Consider the following 20,602-nt stretch of genomic DNA (forward strand, 5'->3'; position numbering starts at 1 on the left):
GACGTCAGCGGCATGAGCCCCAAGGATCGCGACATCGCCATGGTGTTCCAGTCCTACGCGCTGTACCCGACCATGAGCGTGCGCGAGAACATCGAGTTCGGTCTGAAGATCCGCAAGATGGCGCAGTCGGCGATCGATGAAGAAGTCGCTCGCGTGGCCAAGCTGTTGCAGATCGAACACTTGCTCAACCGCAAGCCCGGTCAGCTTTCCGGTGGTCAGCAACAGCGTGTGGCGATGGGCCGTGCACTGGCGCGTCGGCCGAAGATCTATCTGTTCGACGAACCGCTGTCCAACCTCGACGCCAAGCTGCGCGTCGAGATGCGCACCGAAATGAAACTGATGCATCAGCGCCTGAAAACCACCACGGTTTACGTGACCCACGATCAGATCGAAGCGATGACGCTGGGCGACAAAGTGGCGGTGATGAAGGACGGCATCATCCAGCAGTTCGGTACGCCAAAAGAGATCTACAACGACCCGGCCAACCTGTTCGTGGCGAGCTTCATCGGTTCGCCGCCGATGAACTTCATCCCGCTGCGTTTGCAGCGCAAGGACGGTCGTCTGCTGGCACTGCTCGACAGTGGCCAGGCGCGTTGCGAGTTGCCGATGGGCATGCAGGACGCCGGTCTTGAAGATCGCGAAGTGATCCTCGGCCTGCGCCCGGAGCAGATTGTTCTGGCCAGCGACGAGGGCAATGGCCTGCCGAGCATTCGCGCCGAAGTGCAGGTGACCGAGCCGACCGGTCCCGACACGCTGGTATTCGTCAACCTCAACGACACCAAGGTCTGCTGCCGTCTGGCACCGGACGTGGCGCCGCAGGTGGGCGAGAACCTGACGCTGCAATTCGATCCGTCGAAAGTGCTGCTGTTCGATGCCAAGACTGGCGAGCGGTTGGGTGTTGCCGGTCAGGCGCAGTCCGAAGCGCGGTCTGCCAACGTGGCCCAGTTCAAAGGCCGCTGAAGAACAAAATGTGGGAGCACGCGGTGGATTGCCTGTAATCCATCGCACTTTATGTAAACCGCGTTAGATAAAAACAGTTAATAACAATAAAGACGAGGATGTAGGGATGAAAAAGAAACACGTCAATGCCCGGTTGATCTGCCAAGTGTCAGCAGCGGCAGCCTTGGTGCTGGCCGGCAATGCCATGGCCGCCGATGCGTTCAGCTCCGATTCCAAATGGATGACGGGCGACTGGGGTGGTGAGCGGACCAAGCTGATCGAGCAGGGTATCGACATCAAGGCCGATTACGTTGGGGAAGTCGGTGGCAACCTGCACGGTGGCTACAACGACGACAAGACCGGCCGCTACAGCGACCAGTTCGGTTTGGGCGTGGCACTGGATCTGCAAAAACTGTGGGGCTGGGACAACACTCAGGCCAAGATTCAACTGACCAACCGTAACGGTCAAAACATCTCCAACGACCGCGTGGGCGACCCGCGTGCCGGCACCTTGAGCTCGTCTCAAGAAGTTTACGGCCGTGGCCACATGGTGCGTCTGACCCAGTTGTGGATTCAGCACCAGTTCTTCGACAACAAGCTCGACGTCAAGGCCGGTTACTTCGGTGAAGGCGAAGACTTCAACACCTTCCCGTGCGAGTTCCAGAACCTGGCGTTCTGCGGCTCCCAGGTGGGTAACTGGGCGACCAACATCTGGTACAACTGGCCCGTCAGCCAAGCCGCGATCCGCGTGAAGTACAACATCAACGACGAGCTCTACGCGCAGATCGGTGCGTACAACCAGAACCCGTCGCAACTGGAACACGGCAACGGCTTCAAGCTCAGCGGCAGCGGCACCAAAGGTACTGTTCTGCCGGTCGAACTGGTCTGGTCGCCGAAGGTCAACAGCCTGCCGGGCGAATACCGCGTCGGTTACTACAAGAGCACCGCTGATGCCAGCGATGTCCGCGAAGACATCAACGGCAACGACGCTGCAACCACCGGTAACGCCTACCGCACCCACAGCAGCAAGCACGGCTACTGGTTCGTGGCGCAACAGCAACTCACCAGCCACAACGGTGACGCGACCCGCGGTCTGAACATCGCCGCCAACGCCACGTTCCACGACAAGGACACCAACTTCATCGACAACTATCAGTCGGTGATGTTTGTCTACAAAGGCCCGTTCGACGCGCGTCCAAAAGATGACATCGGTATTGGCGCTGCGCGTATTCACGTCAACGATGACGTGAAGAAAAACGCCGAACTGCTCAATGCATCCAACGGTGTTTCGGATTACGACAACCCGGTGTTCTCGCCGATTCGTGAAACCGAATACAACTACGAGATCAACTACGGCTTCCACGTCACTAACTGGCTGACCGTACGTCCTAACCTGCAATACATCACTCATCCAGGTGGAGTGGACGCAGTGGACAACGCTTTGGTCGCCGGTCTGAAAATTCAGTCGGTGTTCTAACGCGTCTGCGATAAGCTCCTCTCTATGTGCGCATATTTGCGGACAGCCAAGGCTGTCCGCTTTTTTTTGGGGGCAGGCGCACCCCTATGAAAGACGAGTTCAGGACCGTGGCCAATGCATGAGCATCCGCTGCAACGCTTTTTCAGATCCTTGCGCGAACAGCCGGTGTTCGCCTGGGAGCGCTATCAGATGCGCGACGTGTTGGTGATCGATCATCCGCTGTGTCAGGCGGTGTTCAGTCGTCAGGGCGCGCAGTTGCTGCATTTTCAGCCACGCGGGCAAAAGCCGTGGTTGTGGTGTGCGGCGAAATGGCCGCATGTCGGTGCCATTCGCGGTGGGGTGCCGGTGTGCTGGCCGTGGTACGGCCGCCATCCGAGCGAAAACGCGTGGCCGTCCCATGGCTGGGCGCGGCTGCTCGACTGGAAATTGCTCGACAGCAGCAGCGCCGAGGATGGCGTGCGCCTGCACTGGCAATTGCAACTGTGCGATTGGCAGGTCGATCTACACGCGCACTTGGGCGAGCGCATGGAGTTGCGTCTGAGTACCGAGCATCAGGACGACATGCCGTGTCAGTTGAGCCAGGCGTTGCACGCTTACTGGCGTATTGGTGATGTCGGTGAGATAGCGCTGTCCGGCCTCGAAGGCGCGCAGGGTTATGACCAGTTGAACCGTCAGGTTTGCCAGCAGGAAGGCGAGTTGCGGGTCGAGGGTGGCTGCCAGCGGGTGTTCCAGCACGACGGCGAGTTACAGCTCAAGGATCACGCCTGGCAGCGCGAGTTGTGCATTGACACCGGTGACACGGCGGACACGGTGGTCTGGCATCCAGGCTCGCGGCCGCTGTTGGGCGTGAGTTGGGATGAGATCTCGGAATTTGTTTGTGTTGAAGCGGCGACGGGCGGGACGGACAGCCTGCATCTGGCGCCGGGGGTTAAGGCGCATTTGAGTTTGCAGGCGTGGGCTGCGGCCTGAATTTGTGGTGAGTCGCCTGACGGCTTCGCGAGCAAACCCGCTCCCACATTGGACCTTCAATGAACACAGGATTTGTGTTCAAAACAGATCCCCTGTGGGAGCGGCTTGCTCGCGAAGAGGCCGGATCAATCAGCCGAGATTTTGGATCAGTTGAACTCGTCACCCACCGGATACCGGCTCGCATTCAAGCTCTCTTTGATCTTGCGCAGATGCGGCTGGAAATCCACCCCGCGACGCAAGGTCATACCGGTCGCCAGCACATCCAGCACGGTCAACTGAATGATCCGCGAGGTCATCGGCATGTAGATGTCGGTGTCTTCCGGCAGCGGAATGTTCAGGCTCAGCGTACTGGCCTTGGCCAGCGGCGAGTTCTCGGCGGTCAGACCCAGCACCGAGGCGCCGTTCTCCCGGGCAATGCGCGCCACTTCCACCAGTTCACGGGTGCGGCCGGTGTAGGAAATGATCACGAACAGTTCGCCGGTGTGAGCCACCGAAGCGATCATCCGCTGCATCAGCACATCGGCATGCGCCGTCACCGCCAGGTTGAACCGAAAGAACTTGTGCTGCGCATCCAGCGCCACTGGCGCTGACGCACCGAGGCCGAAGAAGTGGATTTGCCGCGCCTGAATCAACAGGTCGACGGCGCGGCTGATCAGGTTCGGGTCCAGCGCCTGGCAAGCGCTGTCCAGTGACGCAATGGCACTGCCGAAAATCTTCTGCGTATAGGCTTCGGGATTGTCATCGGCTTCCACCGCACGGCTGACATAGGCCGCGCCGCTGGCCAGGCTCTGGGCCAGTTGCAGCTTGAGTTCGGGGTAGCCGCTGACGCCGAACGAACGGCAGAAACGGTTGACCGTCGGCTCGCTCACCGACGCGGCCTGGGCGAGGGCGGCGATGCTGAAGCGGGTGGCCTGCTGCGGGTTGAGCAGGATCACCTCGGCGACTTTGCGTTCGGCCTTGTTCAGGTCTTCAAGGCGACTCTGGATCTGTTCCAGTAAATTTCGCACGCGGTCCATATGGAATTCCTAATTCACATGCGCAAAGGTGCGCCGGGCTATGCAAATTGGGCCTTTGATATGGCCCGTAACGGTGGCCTATCCTACTGATGGCTCCGACCGACCACCACTCGGAATCTGTATTCTGTGAAAATGTTGTGGTTATTACTACATTTTCCCTTGAGTGATGCCTTGAAAAAAGGTATTTGTAGCTTAACTTGATAAAAGAACAAACATCATGCCTTCGATTACGGTTGAACCGTGCACCTTTGCCTTGTTCGGCGCTCTTGGCGATCTGGCCCTGCGCAAGCTGTTTCCTGCCCTTTATCACCTCGATGGCGCCGACCTGTTGCACGAGGACACGCGCATTATCGCGCTGGCCCGTGAAGCCGGCTCCGAGCAGCAGCACATGGCGTTCATCGCCGATGAACTGCGCCGCTACGTCGGCAAGGAGTTGGACGAGGCCGTCGCCGAGCGCTTTCTGGCGCGCCTGACCTACCTGCACGTCGACTTTCTCAAGGCTGAAGATTATGTAGCGCTGGCCGAGCTGGCGGGCAGTTCGCAGCGCATGATTGCCTATTTCGCCACGCCGGCGGCGGTGTACGGCGCTATCTGCGAGAACCTGGCGAACGTCGGTCTGGCGCAAAACACCCGCGTGGTACTGGAAAAGCCGATTGGCTCCGATCTCGAATCCTCGCGCAAAGTGAACGATGCCGTGGCGCAGTTCTTCCCGGAGAACCGCACTTATCGTATCGACCACTACCTGGGCAAAGAGACCGTTCAAAACCTGATCGCCTTGCGTTTTGCCAACAGCCTGTTCGAAACCCAGTGGAACCAGAACTACATTTCCCATGTGGAAATCACGGTGGCCGAGAAGGTCGGCATCGAAGGCCGTTGGGGTTACTTCGACAAGGCCGGTCAGCTGCGCGACATGATCCAGAATCACCTGTTGCAACTGCTCTGCCTGATCGCCATGGATCCACCGGCCGATCTGTCCGCCGACAGCATCCGTGACGAAAAAGTAAAAGTGCTCAAGGCGCTCGCGCCGATCAGCCCGGAAGGCCTGACCACTCAAGTGGTGCGCGGCCAGTACATCGCCGGTCACAGTGAAGGCAAGTCCGTACCGGGCTACCTCGAAGAGCCGAATTCCAATACCCAGAGCGACACCGAAACCTTCGTCGCCCTGCGTGCCGACATCCGCAACTGGCGCTGGGCCGGCGTGCCGTTCTACCTGCGAACCGGCAAGCGCATGCCGCAAAAGCTGTCGCAGATCGTCATCCACTTCAAGGAACCCTCGCACTACATCTTCGCCCCCGAGCAGCGCTTGCAGATCAGCAACAAACTGATCATCCGCCTGCAACCGGACGAAGGCATTTCCTTGCGCGTGATGACCAAAGAGCAGGGCCTGGACAAAGGCATGCAACTGCGCAGCGGCCCGTTGCAACTGAATTTCTCCGACACCTGGCGTAGCGCGCGGATCCCCGATGCCTACGAGCGGCTGTTGCTGGAAGTGATGAACGGCAATCAGAACCTGTTTGTCCGTAAAGATGAAATCGAAGCCGCGTGGAAGTGGTGTGACCAGCTGATCGCCGGATGGAAAAAATCCGGTGACGCGCCCAAGCCGTACGCGGCCGGGTCGTGGGGGCCGATGAGCTCCATTGCATTGATCACGCGGGACGGGAGGTCGTGGTATGGCGATATCTGATGTGAAACTGCCCGAGGGCGTGAACGCCCATGAATTCAAGAGCCCGGCGACGCTGGCCGAAGGCTTGGCGCTTTACGTTGCCAAGCAACTGACCGATGCCATTGCTGCACGCGGCAACGCTGTGCTGGTGGTGTCCGGCGGTCGTAGCCCGGTGGCGTTTTTCCAGCACCTGGCCAAGCAGGCACTGGACTGGTCGAAGGTCGTCGTGACCCTCGCCGACGAACGCTGGGTGCCGGTCGAACACGCCGACAGCAATGCCGGTCTGCTCAAGCAGTACCTGCTCAAAGGCCCCGCCGCCAAGGCGCAATTTCTGAGCCTTTACAGCGCTGCGGCGAATGTCGAACAAGCCGCCGAGCAGGCTGACCGTCTGCTCGCCGAATTGCCGCCGATTGACGTGTTGGTGCTGGGCATGGGCGACGACGGTCATACCGCGTCGCTGTTTCCCGATAGCCCGAACCTCACTGAGGCGTTGCAGGTCGACGGCACCCGCCGTTGCTGGCCGATGCTGGCGCCCACCGTGCCGCATCAGCGTCTGAGCATGAGCCGGGCGTTGCTGGCGTCGGCGAAGCACAAGATTCTGTCGATTTCCGGTCAATCGAAACTGACCACCCTGAATGCCGCGCTGGCATCCGACGATGTCGCTGCCATGCCGGTTCGCGCGTTTCTGCAACCCACGTTAGAGATTTACTGGTGCCCATGAGCCAAGGAACAGCCGCTATGAAAAACCCATCCCCGACCGTTTCCATGGCGGACAAAGTTGCCCTGATCGACAGCCTCTGCGCCAAGGCGCGGATCCTGCCGGTGATCACCATCGCTCGTGAACAGGACGTGCTGCCACTGGCCGACGCCCTGGCCGCAGGTGGCCTCACCGCGCTGGAAGTGACCCTGCGTTCGCAGTTCGGTCTCAAGGCCATCCAGATCCTGCGCGAACAGCGTCCGGAACTGATGACCGGTGCCGGCACCGTGCTTGATCGCAACATGCTTGCGGCGGCCGAAGCGGCGGGTTCGCAATTCATCGTCACCCCAGGCATCACCCGCGACCTGCTGCAAGCCAGCGTCGACAGCCCGATTCCGCTGTTGCCGGGCATCAGCAATGCCTCCGGCATCATGGAAGGCTACGGTTTGGGCTATCGCCGCTTCAAGCTGTTCCCGGCTGAAGTGAGCGGTGGCGTGGCGGCAATCAAGGCCCTTGGCGGCCCGTTCGGTGAAGTGAAATTCTGCCCGACCGGCGGCGTGGGCCCTGCCAACATCAAGAGCTACATGGCGCTGAAAAACGTCATGTGTGTAGGCGGTAGCTGGATGCTGGATCCGGAGTGGATCAAGAACGGCGACTGGGCACGCATTCAGGAATGCACCGCCGAGGCATTGGCGCTGCTGGACTGATGCTTGTGGATTGACAGCTTTACCTGACACTTCGTTGTGTGTTCTACGGCTTTACGGTGCGCTTGGTCGGTGCACCGTTTTTTTTTGCCCTGAAAAAGTCGCAGATACATTGCTCGATACATAGTTACCGCACCGAGTTTTGCGCACGACGCTAATCTGCGCTCTTCTTATGGAAGAGAGCACCTGTCATGGATCGAGATCCCGCATCCCCATCACCGCAACCTGTATATCAATTGGCCCCCGAGCAAATCGCCGGGCCGTATTTTCGCAATCCCAAACTGTTGCGTCGCAACATCAGCGAAGGTGCTGAAGGCCTGCCGTTGATCCTGCGCCTGACCATTGTCGATGCAATGACTGGTGAGCCGGTCAGTGGCGCCCTCGTGGACATCTGGCATTGCAATGCGCGAGGGGCCTATTCGGGCTGGAGCCGGATCAATCCCGATCTCGAAGTCGAGGTTGAAGATATCGGCTCGATCCCGCGCACCGACGACCACACCTACCTGCGTGGCAGCCAGTTTTGCGATCAAAAGGGCAGGGTACGTTTCACGACGATCTATCCGGGATTCTATGCCGGTCGCACGCTGCACATTCATGTCGCGGTGCGTATGGTTGCCGGCAGTGAATACCTTGATGAGCGTTGTGTGGCGTGGGTGGGGCAGTTGTACTTTCCCGAGGTCGTTTCACGCTCGGTGCTCAATGCCAAAGCCTATCGGGGGCGGGCATCGTTGCCGCTGGACAACGGCCAGGACAGTATTTACGCCGGTATGGGCGGCGAAGCCTCGACCCTCGCTGTCTGGCCGATCGGTCGCGACTCCCACGAGGACGGCTATTTCGGCCACCTCACCCTCGGCATCGACACCTTTGCGGTGTCGACGCAGATCAGGCCCGAGGACTTCGACAAGTACACCGTATAGCCGCGTTAACGCAGCTCGTTGAGCGCACGGGTCAACAACTGCATGTCGGCAGATGTGGTGGTCAGCCCCGGCGTGATGCGAATGCACGGTCCACAGGCTGCGCCAGTGCGCACAACGGTAAACAGGTTGTAGTCGTTGAGCAGTCGCTCAGCCATCGCCTGTTGATCGTCGTGGCGGGTGAAACGCATAGAAGTGATCCCGCAAAACAGCCGTGGATCGTCCGGGGTCATGACTTCAATGCCCGGCAAGTGCCGCACGGCGCTGACCCAAAGATTGCGCAGGTAATTGAGGCGTGCACCTTTGGCCGGTGCGCCGCCGAGCGAACGGTGCTCCTCGAATACCAACGGGAGGCTCATCAGCGCTGGAATATTGGGCGTGCTGTAGGAAGTGCGGCTGCGGATATCGTTGACCGGATAGTGCATCTCGCCCATGTCCGGATCGATGTCGGCCAGGCGCTGCGGGGCGATATAGAGAAAGCCAAGGGTCAGGGGCGCGCCGATCCATTTGTGCAGGTTGTAGCCGGCGAACGCGATGCCCAATGCTTCCAGATCGAACTCGATCTGGCCCAGGGCATGGGCTCCGTCGAGGATGATGTCGACGCCGTGCTCCTTGGCCAGCGCGGCAATAGCCTGCACCGGCATCACCAGGCCGGTGCGATGGGTGACATGCGTCAACGCCATCAGCTTGAGTTTCGGGTGGCGGATGAACACCTCACGGTAGGCCTGCAGCAAACTGTCGAAACTCGCCGGGTGCGCGTGGGCAATCTCGATCACCTCTACACCGCGATGCTTTGCCAGCCAACGCATGGCGCCTTTTACCGTGTCGTATTCCAGGTCACAGATCAGCACTTGATCGCCCGGTTGCAGGCGGTTGTAGTTGCGGATCAGCGATTGCAGGCCTTCGGTGGCGTTTCGTGTGAAGGCAACGCTTTGCGCGCGTACGCCCATCAACTCGGCCAGTTGCGCGCGAATGTCGAGGTTGTCGTGCTGTTCGAAGCGTTGGCGCACATACACCGAGTTGCTGTTGTTGATCCGCTCGATGTTGCGCTGGTACTCCTCGATCACCGTGCGCGACATGCGCCCGAAGTAACCGTTTTCCAGGTTCACGGGGCCGGGTTGAGCGTCATAACGATCGGCGAACGTCTGCCAGAAGGCTTCGTCACGGGCGCGGCGGGTGTTGTCGGGCATGGTTGGCAAGCTCTGTAGAGGAGGGCGCGTCAGTGGCGCGGGGCAGGTTTGCCGTGTTTTGCGCGTAGCGGTTCGAGCAAGTCAGAGAGGCCGTTGTGGTCGATTTCCTGCATCAAGGCCAGCAAGCCACCGAGTTCACCGTGGGGGAAACCTTCGCGGGCGAACCAGTTGAGATAAGGCCCCGGCAGGTCGGCAATGATCCGGCCCTTGTATTTGCCAAAGGGCATTTCGCGGGTGATCAACAGTTCGAGTTTTTCGGGATTCATCAGTGAGATCGTCTGGCTTCAAATCAGAGTGGAAAATACAGGCATTCTGCATGCAGGCCAAATGACAGATCATGCAAATATCCTTGATGCAGATAGTTCACTTACATTTAAAGCATTGATATATAAAGATTTTTTTATTTATAGAAAACTGGCACGCACACTGCAATATCCCTTGCATCTTCAACCAACCGCAAGGAATTGAAAAAATGACTGACATGAATAAAGAAGCCATCTCTGTACTCAATGACCTGATTGAAACCAGCAAAGACGGTCAGGAAGGGTTCAAGACTTGCGCTGAAGACATCAAGCATCCTGAACTCAAAACGCTGTTCACCACCCGCTCTGCCGATTGCGCTACCGCCGCTGCGGAACTGCAAGCTGAAGTGCGCAAACTGGGCGGTGATCCGGAAACGTCCACCAGCGTCAGCGGTGACCTGCATCGCCGTTGGGTCGACGTCAAAGCGATGTTTACCGGCAAGGACGAAGAAGCTGTGCTTAACGAAGCCGAGCGCGGTGAAGACCATGCGCTGAAGGCTTATCGTGAAGCCATGGAGAAAATCAACAAGCACAATCTGGTCGGTATTCGCGACCTGGTTGAACGCCAGTACCATGGTGCGCAACGCAACCACGACCAGGTGAAAGCCCTGCGTAACCAGGCTCGCGCTCGTTCGTAAGCCACGCTGAAAAAACGGTGGGAGCGGGCTTGCTCTCGAATGCGGTGTGTCATGCAACGATGATGTTGCTGACACGACCTCTTCGCGAGCCAGCCCGCTCCCACTTTGTGTTGTGCAGCCAATCAGCCGATGCTGATCGCCGGCAAGGTTGGCAGGGTTACGGTCTGTTGTTTGCGCGGCGCCAGAATCTCAGCTTCGCCATCGACCACTAATTCATCACGCTGGTTGAACACGCGAGTGGCGATCCGCACGCGAAACTTCGGCAGCTTCTCAAGGATTTCCAGGCGCACGGTCAGTGTGTCGCCAATCTTTACCGGCTTCTGAAAACTCATCTGCTGACCGATATAAATAGTCCCCGGTCCAGGCAATTCGCAGGCAACGGCTGCACTGATCAGCGCACCGCTGAACATGCCGTGGGCGATGCGTTCCTTGAACATGCTGGCGGCGGCAAATTCGGCGTCCAGGTGTACCGGGTTGTGGTCGCCGGACATGGCGGCGAACAACTGAATGTCGCGCTCTTCGACAGTCTTGCTGTAGCTGGCAGTCTGGCCGACTTCGAGGGCTTCGTAAGGGGTGTTGGTAACCTGGGTCATCGGTCTGGGTTCCTGTGACGGATTAAATGAATCCACAAAAAATTATTCGCTGCGATGAGGGCGCGGATGGCTCAGGGCCTGATTGATCCAGGTCAGCACATCGGCGATCACTTCGTCGCGATTGGTTTCGTTGAACAATTCGTGCCGCGCCTGCGGATAGATCTTCAGTTGCAGGTTGTGGCTGCCGGCCGTGCGCAAGGCATTGGCCAGATCTGTCAGACGCTTGCCTTCACTCACCGGATCACATTCGCCGCCGATCACCAGCAGCGGCAGGCCCGGGTCGATCTGGGCGAGAGTGGACGCTTTGCTGATTTGCTGCAAGCCGCCGAGCAAGTCGATCCACAGCTGATTGGTGCAGCGAAAGCCGCACAGCGGGTCGGCAGCGTACTTGTCGACTTCGGCCGGATCGCGGCTGAGCCAGTCGAACGGTGTGCGCACCGGTTTGAATTTTTTGTTGAACGAGCCGAACGACAACCACTCGATCAGCGCACTGCGACCCTTGGCGCCCTGACGCAGTTTTTCCAGGAGGGCGATCTGCCGCGCGGCGCCGTACAGCGCTACCGGTTGAAAGTTCGAGCCGCTGAGAATCGCCCCGTGCAGGCTGGCGCTGTGGTGCAGCAGGTAACCTTGGGCCAGGTAGCTGCCCATGCTGTGCCCGAGCAGAATGATCGGTACGCCGGGATGTTGCTGGCCGATGTACTGATTGAGGCTGGCCAGATCACCGACGACTTTGCACCAGCCATCGCTCTCTGCGAAATGCCCCAGGGTGCCGTTTTCGGCGGTTTTGCCATGTCCACGCAGGTCCGGGGCGTACACGCCGTAGCCCTGGGCGCAGAACCTTTCAGCCAGCCGTTGGTAGCGCCCGCTGTGCTCGGCCATGCCATGGGCCAGCAGGATCAACGCTTTCAGCGGAGTCTTGGGCAACCACAGATTGACGAAGAGGCGGCTGCGGTCACTCGCGTCCAGCCATAAAGTGTCGTGGATCATGGCGATTCCTTTGCTCAGAGTCGAAACAGTGTATAGCGCATTCGTTGTTCTTCGTCTGATCAGCCCACACGACGGCAGGAAGATTCATACGATCAATGACGGCTTTGCCCGTATTTGCCTGATTGGCCATAACTGCTAGTGTCCGTGAAGCTCCGCTTTTTGCTTTCTGCTTTCAAGGGATGAACGAGAAATGACAGAAACGCGGCCCCGGATCAGCTCAGGTAAAGAGGACAAGAACAATGCAACCTGATTTCTGGAATGACAAACGCCCGGCCGGCGTACCGCTGGACATCGACATGGGTGAATTCAAGTCGGTGATCGAGGTGTTTGAGCGTTCCTGCAAGAAGTTCGCCGATCGCCCGGCCTTCAGCAACATGGGCGTGACCTTGACCTACGCAGAACTTGAGCGCCAGAGCGCTGCCTTCGCAGGGTACCTGCAAGCGCATACCGATCTTGCGCCCGGGGACCGCATCGCGGTGCAGATGCCCAATGTCCTGCATTACCCGATTGCCGTGTTCGGCGCCTTGCGCGCCGGGCTGATCGTGGTCAACACCAACCCGCTGTACACCGCGCGGGAGATGCGCCATCAGTTCAAGGATTCCGGCGCTCGAGCGCTGGTGTACCTGAACATGTTCGGCCAGAAAGTTCAGGAAGTGCTGGCCGACACCGACATTCAATACCTGATCGAAGCGAAGATGGGCGACCTGATGCCCACAGCCAAAGGCTGGCTGGTCAACACCGTGGTCAGCAAAGTGAAGAAAATGGTGCCGGCGTATTCGCTGCCCCAGGCGATCTCCTTCAAAAGCGCATTGCGCATGGGGCGTGGGCTGGGCATCAAACCCCTGAAGGCCAGCCTCGACGACATCGCCGTGCTGCAATACACCGGCGGCACCACGGGGCTGGCCAAGGGTGCAATGCTGACCCACGGCAATCTGGTGGCGAACATGCAGCAGGTGCGGGCCTGTCTCGCGCAACTGGGCCCTGACGGGCAGCCACTGCTGCGCGAGGGCCAGGAAGTGATGGTCGCGCCGCTGCCGCTTTATCACATCTATGCTTTCACCGCGAATTGCATGTGCATGATGGTGTCAGGCAATCACAACGTGCTGATCACCAACCCGCGCGACATTGCCGGGTTTATCAAGGAACTGAAAAACTGGCGTTTCTCGGCGCTGCTGGGTTTGAACACATTGTTCGTTGCGCTGATGGAACACCCGGATTTCAAGACGCTGGATTTCTCCAGCCTTAAACTGACCAACTCCGGCGGCACCGCGCTGGTCAAAGCCACGGCCGAACGCTGGGAGCAGCTCACCGGTTGCCGCATCACCGAAGGTTACGGCCTGACCGAAACCTCGCCGGTGGCCTGTACCAACCCCTATGGCGACCAGTCGCGTCTGGGTACGGTTGGCCTGCCGGTACCGGGTACGTTGTTGAAAGTCATCAACGATGACGGCGTCGAACAGCCGATGGGCGAGCGTGGCGAGTTGTGCATCAAAGGCCCGCAAATCATGAAAGGCTACTGGCACAAACCTGAAGCCACCGCTGAAGTGCTGGATGCCGAGGGCTGGTTCAAATCCGGTGACATCGCGGTGATCGACCCGGACGGCTTTGTGCGCATCGTCGATCGCAAGAAGGACATGATCATCGTCTCCGGTTTCAACGTTTACCCGAACGAGATCGAAGATGTGGTCATGGCCCATCCGAAAGTCGCCAACTGCGCGGTGATCGGTGTACCGGACGAGCGTTCGGGCGAGGCGGTTAAGCTGTTTGTGGTGGCGCGCGAAAGCGGTGTAAGTCTTGAAGAGCTCAAGGCTTACTGCAAAGAGAATTTCACCGCCTACAAAGTGCCGAAACACATTGTCTTGCGTGAGTCGTTGCCGATGACGCCTGTAGGGAAAATTCTGCGACGTGAGTTGCGCGATATCGCCTGATCGATAAATAGCCGCGCTTTGCGCGGATCGCGGGCAAGCCACGCACCCACAGGTATCTATGCAGATCTTGTGGATGCAGGCTTGCCCGCGATGCTTTTTGGAGGAATACCCCCGAATTACGGGGCTTTCAGGGTGTTATAGGATTTTTGCTCTAAAATGACCGCTAGAGAGTCTTGAGTCATCAATGTGACTGTAGGGGCCGCTTTTGGCTCTAGTCGACCCTCGGCAAAGCTGCTACTCTCGGCGCGCTTTGTGACGTCTCGGCCTATCCAGAAGCCAGATTCACCAATACAAAACACACACCAATAATAATCGCATCAAATGCGGTGAAGAATTCGCGTTGCTGAGGAGTGGGCTTCCATGATCGAAGACTTTTGGAAGGATAAATACCCGGCTGGAATTGCTGCCGACATCAATCCAGACGAGTATCCGAACATTCAGGCAGTGTTGAAGCAATCCTGCCAACGCTTCGCCAACAAACCGGCTTTCAGCAACCTGGGCAAGACAATCACCTACGGTGAGTTGTACGAATTGTCCGGTGCGTTTGCCGCGTATCTGCAACAGCATACCGATTTGCAGCCCGGTGATCGAATCGCCGTGCAACTGCCCAACGTTCTGCAGTACCCGGTGGCTGTCTTCGGTGCCATCCGCGCCGGGCTGATTGTGGTCAACACCAACCCGCTGTACACCGCGCGGGAAATGGAACACCAGTTCAACGACTCCGGTGCCAAAGCGCTGGTGTGCCTGGCGAACATGGCGCACCTGGCTGAAGCCGTGGTGCCGAAAACCGGCGTCAAACACGTCATCGTCACTGAAGTCGCCGATCTGTTGCCACCGCTCAAGCGCCTGCTGATCAACAGCGTCATCAAGTACGTGAAGAAGATGGTTCCGGCTTATCACCTGCCTAAAGCCGTCAAGTTCAACGACGTGCTGAGCAAGGGGCAGGGCCAGCCAGTGGCTGAAGCCAACCCGGACAGCGGTGATGTTGCGGTGCTGCAATACACCGGCGGCACCACCGGCGTTGCCAAAGGCGCGATGCTGACTCATCGCAACCTCGTGGCCAACATGCTGCAATGCAAAGCGCTGATGGGCTCCAATCTTAATGAAGGTTGCGAAATCCTGATCACGCCGCTGCCGCTGTACCACATCTACGCGTTCACCTTTCATTGCATGGCGATGATGCTGATCGGCAACCACAACATCCTGATCAGCAACCCGCGTGACCTGCCGGCAATGGTCAAGGAACTGTCGAAGTGGAAGTTCAGTGGTTTCGTTGGCCTTAACACGCTGTTCGTGGCGCTGTGCAACAACGAAGGCTTCCGCAAGCTGGATTTCTCCGCGCTGAAAGTCACCCTGTCCGGCGGCATGGCCCTGCAACTGGCCGCCGCCGAGCGCTGGAAAGCCGTGACCGGCTGCGCCATCTGCGAAGGTTACGGCATGACCGAAACCAGCCCGGTGGCGACGGTCAACCCGATCCAGAACATTCAGATCGGCACCATCGGTATTCCGGTGCCATCGACGCTGTGTAAAGTCATCGACGATGCCGGTGTCGAGCAGCCACTGGGTGAAATCGGCGAACTGTGCATCAAGGGCCCGCAGGTGATGAAAGGCTACTGGCAGCGCCAGGACGCCACCGATGAAATGCTCGACAGCGACGGCTGGTTGAAGACCGGTGATATCGCGCTGATCCAGCCGGATGGCTACATGCGCATTGTCGATCGCAAGAAAGACATGATTCTGGTCTCCGGTTTCAACGTCTACCCGAACGAGTTGGAAGACGTGCTGGCGACTCTGCCGGGCGTGCTGCAGTGCGCGGCTATCGGCGTGCCGGACGAGAAATCGGGCGAGGCGATCAAGATCTTCATCGTTGCCAAGCCAGGCGTAACGCTGACCAAAGAGCAGGTAATGGAGCACATGCGCGCCAACGTCACCGGCTACAAGGTGCCGCGTTCAGTGGAGTTCCGCGATACGCTGCCAACCACCAACGTCGGCAAGATCCTGCGCCGCGAGTTGCGTGATGAAGAGCTGAAGAAGATCAAGGCGAAGAACGCCGCGTAAAGCAAAAAGCCCTGCAGATGCAGGGCTTTTTGCTTTTGGTCGGGAGAAATTCTGTGCCTGTGAGGCCGTTTTCGCGGTTACTGGCGAAATGGCGCGAAATTCACATTGGTTCCTGCCGGACGCATGTCCTGCAGATACGAATCCTTGTCCGCACTCAATTCCAGGCTCAGCGCCGCTTTGCGCTTGCCCTCGTTGCGAATCACCAGCCCTTCCAGCTTCTCGCGCAGGAACACCGTCGGCACTTTCAGGTGCAGCAGTTCGTCGGTGGCCGGCGTGTGCATCAGCAGGTGAATCCACTCGTACTGACCCACGGCCAGGCGCGTTACCGGCAGGTCGAACCACCAGATGTTGCGGTTGCGGTTCAGTTCGGCGAAGTGGCAGTTGTTGGTGCCGAGCACAGCGCCGCCCAGTTCCTGGTTTCGACGGGCAATGGCCTGCTTTTTATCGAGTTTCATAACATTCCTGCGGGGTCGGTTCCTGGCGCTTGGCGCCCATATGGAGCGCATTCTCAAGGCAACGCCGGCAAACATAAAGCCCAACCTGCATGCTGCGACGAAATGAACCCCTGAAAAAAATGAAACTTGGCGCAAACAGGGTCGGTCAATCCTTACGTAATGACTTTTCCTCGTTAATGCATCAAGGAGAAACACCATGAGTAGCACAGGCGATAAAGTAAAAGGCATGGCCAATGAAGCGGTCGGCAACGTCAAGCAAGGTGTGGGTAAAGCCACTGACAACACCAAACTGCAAGCCGAAGGCACCCTGCAAGAGAAAAAGGGCGAAGCCCAGCAAGCGGTCGGCAAAGCCAAAGACGCCATCAAGAAGGGCGTCGACAAGGCGTAATCGGGCCTTGAACGAAAGACACGAACGGCCATCCAAGGATGGCCGTTTTTGTATCCTCAACAGGCGCTGACCCACCGAGGCTCGCCAAGTAGGCTAACGTGATGTAAAAAACGGCCCCTGAGTCGCCACGACTTCAACCTGTAATGCGGCGAAAGGAGACGCGAATGATATTTCCGGACATGAAAGGTTTGCCCCTGCACCGGGTGATGGTACGCACCGTAACTGAATTCATCGACGACGAGATGTCGACGTACGCCTCGGCACTGGCCTACCAGATGCTGTTTTCGCTGTTCCCGTTCATTCTGTTCCTGATTGCGCTGATCGGTTTCCTGCACCTGCCGGACTTCTTTACCTGGCTGCGTCTGCAATCGGAACTGGTGCTGCCACCGCAGGCGCTGGAACAGGTCAACCCGGTGATTGATCAGTTACAGCAGTCCAAGGGGGGGCTGCTTTCGGTCGGTATCGTGATAGCCCTGTACACCGCATCTGCTGGCGTGCGCCTGATGATGAGCGCGATGAATGCCGCCTACGATGTGGTCGAAGGCCGGCCGGTCTGGAAGCGTTTTCCACTGTCGATTTTCTACACCGTCGGCATTGCCGGCATGTTGCTGGCCGCCGCCGCGCTGATGGTGCTCGGGCCGCAAGTGATGGGCTGGATCGCCGCGCAGGTTGGCCTGGAAGAAGTCATCGTCACCGTCTGGACCATCGCGCGCTGGCCGGTCATCGTGATTCTGATGATGGTTGCCGTGGCACTGATCTACTACGTGATGCCGGACGTCAAACAGGAATTCCGCTTCATCACTCCGGGTTCGGTATTGGCAGTCGTGGTGTGGATCATTGCCTCACTGGGCTTCGCGTTTTATGTGAAAACCTTCGCCAACTACAACGCAATGTATGGCAGCATCGGGGCGATCATCGTGCTGTTGCTGTACTTCTACATTTCCTCGGCGGTGCTGTTGCTCGGCGCGGAGATGAATGCGGTGATCGAACACATGTCCCACGAGGGCAAGGACTCGGGCGAGAAAGTCCCCGGCGAACTCGACGAACATCCCAAACAACATGTCTCGGGCCTGGGCCGCGATCATTCGCTCAAGCCGGACACTGACGAAGCCTGATCATGATCCGTGAAATCCTCAAAATGGGCGACGAGCGCCTGCTGCGCATCGCCCCGCCGGTACCGGCCGAAATGTTCGACAGCGCCGAGTTGTGGCAACTGATCGACGACATGTTCCAGACCATGGAAAGCGTCGGCGGCGTCGGCCTGGCTGCACCGCAGATCGGTATCGACCTGCAACTGGTGATCTTCGGTTTCGAGCACAGCGAACGGTACCCGGACGCTGAAGCGGTGCCACAGACGATCCTGATCAACCCGCTGATCACACCACTGAGCCCATTCACCGAAGAGGGCTTTGAAGGCTGTCTGTCGGTGCCGGGTTTGCGTGGCGCGGTGGATCGTTATCAGCAGATTCGTTATGAGGGCTTTGATCCGAAGGGCGAGCCGATCGTGCGTATCGCTTCAGGTTTCCACGCGCGAGTGGTGCAACACGAGTGCGATCATCTGATCGGTCGGCTGTACCCGTCGCGCATCACTGATTTCAGCAAGTTCGGCTTCACCGAGGTGATGTTCCCGGATCTCGATCCCGCCGCAGACGATTGATCCGAGTCCGGCACAATCGCCCCTATTGGATCTCTATTGATTCAGCCCCATCGCAATCATTGGCTTGCAGCGCGCATAGCGGCTCAACCGCTCAGCCATCGCCTGGGGCAGGGGCGGGTCGAAACTGAACCCGCGTCGCTCATAAAAACCACGCAAATCCGGATGGCAGAACAGCCACACGGGCTGCGTCATGTCCTCTAGCGCGGCGTCCATAAGCTTGGCCGCAATCCCCTGCTCACGACATCCGGGATCGACGAACAACCCGGTCAACCATTGGCCGCCCGACACTGGCCGTAAACACAACGCAGCGACAATCTCTCCCCGGCGTGCCACCCACAAATGCGCCTCGCGCACGGCTTTCATCGAGGATTGGTGGCGGCGGTAAAACTTGTTCATCAACGGCCAAAGAGACTCGTCGAGCAGGCTGTATTGGGTGTCAGGCATGGGTTCGGACTGTCGGTGGGCAAAGCGGCGATTATAAAAGAACGCGCGCGGCGGGATAGGTGTATACCTGATCTCACATCCCCTGTGAGTGGAGTACGCATCATGTCCAAAGGTATGGATTCAAAGAAAGCCGCGAAGAAGAAGCCGGCCAAGACCGCGATTGAAAAACGCGCCGAGAAAAAAGCGAAGAAAGTCGACATCTTCGGTCATTGATCACGCCTCTCCGGAGCCCGGTTCTCGGGCTCCTGGCTGAATTCGCAAGTGATCTGCAAAATTCATTCACCGCGGCTGCACAGAGGGGAGGATTCCCGTACCGGTCAACGCCATGTCCCGATCATTTCGACGCCGCCCACCCCGCGTGATGGCCTTCGACCCGCCGACCTATCCCTTCGCTGAACCGATTCTTGTGCAAAAAGTGCCAGATACTGGCCGACTAGTGGCCTTGCGCAAGGCTTTTCGCTGTCTATGCTGACACTTAACTAACCTTGTGGATCGTACGGGTTAGTCCGTGATTTCACGCTGCCAGAGTGCGCATTCCAAGGCACCGACACTGAACCAACAAGGAGCGTCATTTAAATGGAAGTTCTTCAACGCGTTAGGGCTGGCCCGCAGGCGGGCTATCAAGAGAAGGATGTCTTGATTAGAGCGTCGCTGCATGGACACTCCGATTGATCATCATTTATCACCTGACAACTTCCTCCCGTGGAGGAGTGCGTGTGCCTGTTCTGTGGAACGTAGTGATGGATCTTGAAAGACCTGAACTTTCATCAAATCAAAAGTCCGCGCGAAAGGTGATACAAACATGTTCAACCTACATCACAAGGCTGACCTGCAGGAAATCGAACGCTTCAGTTGTGCCCTGACCGAAGCCAGCGCCAAGTTGGACGCGATCAGCCGCTCGATGGCGATGATTGAGTTCAGCCCTGAAGGTATCGTTCTGGATGCCAACGAAAACTTCTGCAAGACCATGGGCTATGGCGCCGAGGAAGTGCGTGGCAAACATCATCGGATCTTTTGTGAAGAAGCGTTTTATCGCAGCGAAGAGTACGCCAGTTTGTGGCGCGACCTGGCCCGTGGTGAGCCGATCAGCGGCACTTTCCAACGCTTGAACAAGCGCGGCGAGGAAGTCTGGCTCGAAGCCAGTTACATGCCGGTGTATGGCCAGGACAAGCAAGTCAGAAGTGTGATCAAGGTGGCGGCGGACATTACCGCGCGGATCAACAAGGAGCATGAAGAGGAAAGCATGCTGGCGGCGATCGGTCGCTCCATGGCAGTGATCGAGTTCACCCCCGAGGGCAATGTGATTACCGCCAACGAAAATTTTCTCAAGACCATGCAGTACTCGCTCAGCGAAATCGTCGGCCATCACCACAGCCTGTTTTGCCATCGCGCCGAAGCCGAGTCTGCGCAATACAAGGCGTTCTGGGCTTCGCTCAATCGCGGCGAGTATCACTCGCACCGTTTCGAGCGCAAGAACAAATCCGGGCAAATGGTTTATCTGGAGGCCTCATACAACCCGTTGTTCGATGCCAAAGGGCGGCTGTACAAAGTGGTGAAGTTCGCCAGCGACATCACCCAACAGA

The 20,602-nt window shown here is 58.3% G+C and carries 20 protein-coding genes and 1 pseudogene; 14 read left to right on the plus strand and 7 right to left on the minus strand.

Annotation, left to right across the window (positions count from 1 at the left end; genetic code table 11):
- The 3 genes from ACIOWA_RS11270 to ACIOWA_RS11280 form a co-directional block, all read left to right on the plus strand.
- On the plus strand, positions 1-960 hold a 960-nt coding region (locus ACIOWA_RS11270; protein WP_401159798.1), incomplete at its 5' end, for an ABC transporter ATP-binding protein.
- A 106-nt stretch (positions 961-1,066) separates the two neighbouring features.
- Positions 1,067-2,416, plus strand: coding sequence for a carbohydrate porin (locus ACIOWA_RS11275; protein WP_221730722.1), 1,350 nt, complete (start codon positions 1,067-1,069; stop codon positions 2,414-2,416).
- Between the two features lie 114 nt (positions 2,417-2,530).
- Positions 2,531-3,385 (plus strand): D-hexose-6-phosphate mutarotase, encoded by an 855-nt coding sequence (locus tag ACIOWA_RS11280; RefSeq protein WP_339430945.1) that lies wholly within the window; start codon positions 2,531-2,533, stop codon positions 3,383-3,385.
- Positions 3,386-3,531: 146 nt separating this feature from the next.
- Here the strand turns inward: ACIOWA_RS11280 and ACIOWA_RS11285 are convergent, their stop codons facing one another.
- A complete protein-coding gene (locus tag ACIOWA_RS11285) occupies positions 3,532-4,392 on the minus strand; it encodes a MurR/RpiR family transcriptional regulator (protein ID WP_171057240.1) in 861 nt (286 codons plus the stop codon).
- A 226-nt stretch (positions 4,393-4,618) separates the two neighbouring features.
- Here ACIOWA_RS11285 and zwf point away from each other — a divergent pair, with 226 nt between their 5' ends.
- The 4 genes from zwf (at position 4,619) to ACIOWA_RS11305 (ending at position 8,382) form a co-directional block, all read left to right on the plus strand.
- Positions 4,619-6,085, plus strand: coding sequence for a glucose-6-phosphate dehydrogenase (gene zwf / locus ACIOWA_RS11290; protein WP_339430944.1), 1,467 nt, complete (start codon positions 4,619-4,621; stop codon positions 6,083-6,085).
- The gene (gene pgl, locus ACIOWA_RS11295) at positions 6,072-6,785 is read left to right on the plus strand and encodes a 6-phosphogluconolactonase (RefSeq protein ID WP_401159800.1); all 714 of its coding nucleotides are present in this window, start codon (positions 6,072-6,074) and stop codon (positions 6,783-6,785) included. The genes zwf and pgl overlap by 14 nt, the downstream gene beginning before the upstream one ends.
- A gap of 17 nt (positions 6,786-6,802) precedes the next feature.
- Complete coding sequence (locus tag ACIOWA_RS11300) at positions 6,803-7,468, plus strand: bifunctional 4-hydroxy-2-oxoglutarate aldolase/2-dehydro-3-deoxy-phosphogluconate aldolase (protein WP_401159802.1); 666 nt, start codon at positions 6,803-6,805, stop codon at positions 7,466-7,468.
- Positions 7,469-7,656: 188 nt separating this feature from the next.
- Complete coding sequence (locus ACIOWA_RS11305) at positions 7,657-8,382, plus strand: intradiol ring-cleavage dioxygenase (RefSeq protein WP_339430942.1); 726 nt, start codon at positions 7,657-7,659, stop codon at positions 8,380-8,382.
- Positions 8,383-8,387: 5 nt separating this feature from the next.
- Here the strand turns inward: ACIOWA_RS11305 and ACIOWA_RS11310 are convergent, their stop codons facing one another.
- Together ACIOWA_RS11310 and ACIOWA_RS11315 are read right to left on the minus strand one after the other, a co-directional pair.
- Positions 8,388-9,569 (minus strand): aminotransferase class V-fold PLP-dependent enzyme, encoded by a 1,182-nt coding sequence (locus ACIOWA_RS11310; RefSeq protein WP_401159804.1) that lies wholly within the window; start codon positions 9,567-9,569, stop codon positions 8,388-8,390.
- Between the two features lie 29 nt (positions 9,570-9,598).
- Positions 9,599-9,835, minus strand: coding sequence for a DUF3820 family protein (locus ACIOWA_RS11315; RefSeq protein ID WP_003227425.1), 237 nt, complete (start codon positions 9,833-9,835; stop codon positions 9,599-9,601).
- A gap of 206 nt (positions 9,836-10,041) precedes the next feature.
- Here ACIOWA_RS11315 and ACIOWA_RS11320 point away from each other — a divergent pair, with 206 nt between their 5' ends.
- Positions 10,042-10,509: a PA2169 family four-helix-bundle protein gene (locus ACIOWA_RS11320; RefSeq protein ID WP_339430940.1), complete on the plus strand. Its 468-nt coding sequence runs from the start codon at positions 10,042-10,044 to the stop codon at positions 10,507-10,509.
- Between the two features lie 122 nt (positions 10,510-10,631).
- Here the strand turns inward: ACIOWA_RS11320 and ACIOWA_RS11325 are convergent, their stop codons facing one another.
- Together ACIOWA_RS11325 and ACIOWA_RS11330 are read right to left on the minus strand one after the other, a co-directional pair.
- On the minus strand, positions 10,632-11,102 hold the full coding sequence (locus tag ACIOWA_RS11325; protein ID WP_071553717.1) for a MaoC family dehydratase: 471 nt from the start codon (positions 11,100-11,102) through the stop codon (positions 10,632-10,634).
- Positions 11,103-11,144: 42 nt separating this feature from the next.
- Complete coding sequence (locus tag ACIOWA_RS11330) at positions 11,145-12,089, minus strand: lysophospholipase (protein ID WP_401159806.1); 945 nt, start codon at positions 12,087-12,089, stop codon at positions 11,145-11,147.
- 239 nt (positions 12,090-12,328) lie between these two features.
- On the opposite strand from ACIOWA_RS11330, the gene fadD2 reads away from it, so the two are divergent.
- Both fadD2 and fadD1 read left to right on the plus strand, forming a co-directional pair.
- Entirely contained in the window at positions 12,329-14,017 is a 1,689-nt protein-coding gene (gene fadD2, locus ACIOWA_RS11335; protein WP_221730730.1) for a long-chain-fatty-acid--CoA ligase FadD2, read from the plus strand.
- A gap of 360 nt (positions 14,018-14,377) precedes the next feature.
- Positions 14,378-16,075: a long-chain-fatty-acid--CoA ligase FadD1 gene (fadD1, locus tag ACIOWA_RS11340; RefSeq protein WP_339430937.1), complete on the plus strand. Its 1,698-nt coding sequence runs from the start codon at positions 14,378-14,380 to the stop codon at positions 16,073-16,075.
- A gap of 77 nt (positions 16,076-16,152) precedes the next feature.
- On the opposite strand, the gene ACIOWA_RS11345 is transcribed toward fadD1, so the two are convergent.
- Positions 16,153-16,530 carry a hypothetical protein gene (locus ACIOWA_RS11345; RefSeq protein ID WP_007969330.1) on the minus strand — a complete coding sequence of 126 codons (378 nt, stop codon included), beginning with the start codon at positions 16,528-16,530 and terminating at the stop codon, positions 16,153-16,155.
- Positions 16,531-16,726: 196 nt separating this feature from the next.
- Between ACIOWA_RS11345 and ACIOWA_RS11350 the strand changes: the two genes are divergently transcribed.
- The 3 genes from ACIOWA_RS11350 to def all read left to right on the plus strand — a co-directional run bounded on the left by ACIOWA_RS11350 (position 16,727) and on the right by def (position 18,575).
- Positions 16,727-16,918, plus strand: coding sequence for a CsbD family protein (locus tag ACIOWA_RS11350; protein ID WP_339430936.1), 192 nt, complete (start codon positions 16,727-16,729; stop codon positions 16,916-16,918).
- Positions 16,919-17,082: 164 nt separating this feature from the next.
- On the plus strand, positions 17,083-18,033 hold the full coding sequence (locus ACIOWA_RS11355) for a YihY/virulence factor BrkB family protein (protein ID WP_339430935.1): 951 nt from the start codon (positions 17,083-17,085) through the stop codon (positions 18,031-18,033).
- A 2-nt stretch (positions 18,034-18,035) separates the two neighbouring features.
- Positions 18,036-18,575: a peptide deformylase gene (gene def / locus ACIOWA_RS11360; protein ID WP_339430934.1), complete on the plus strand. Its 540-nt coding sequence runs from the start codon at positions 18,036-18,038 to the stop codon at positions 18,573-18,575.
- Between the two features lie 33 nt (positions 18,576-18,608).
- Here the strand turns inward: def and ACIOWA_RS11365 are convergent, their stop codons facing one another.
- Entirely contained in the window at positions 18,609-19,019 is a 411-nt protein-coding gene (locus ACIOWA_RS11365; protein WP_339430933.1) for a GNAT family N-acetyltransferase, read from the minus strand.
- 901 nt (positions 19,020-19,920) lie between these two features.
- On the opposite strand from ACIOWA_RS11365, the pseudogene ACIOWA_RS11370 reads away from it, so the two are divergent.
- Positions 19,921-20,598, plus strand: a pseudogene (locus ACIOWA_RS11370) (PAS domain-containing protein); the annotation flags it as partial.
- Between the last annotated feature and the right edge of the window lie 4 nt (positions 20,599-20,602).

It is taken from the genome of Pseudomonas sp. NPDC087614, from assembly GCF_044743485.1.
In the GTDB taxonomy this organism is placed as follows: Bacteria; Pseudomonadota; Gammaproteobacteria; order Pseudomonadales; family Pseudomonadaceae; genus Aquipseudomonas; species Aquipseudomonas baetica_A.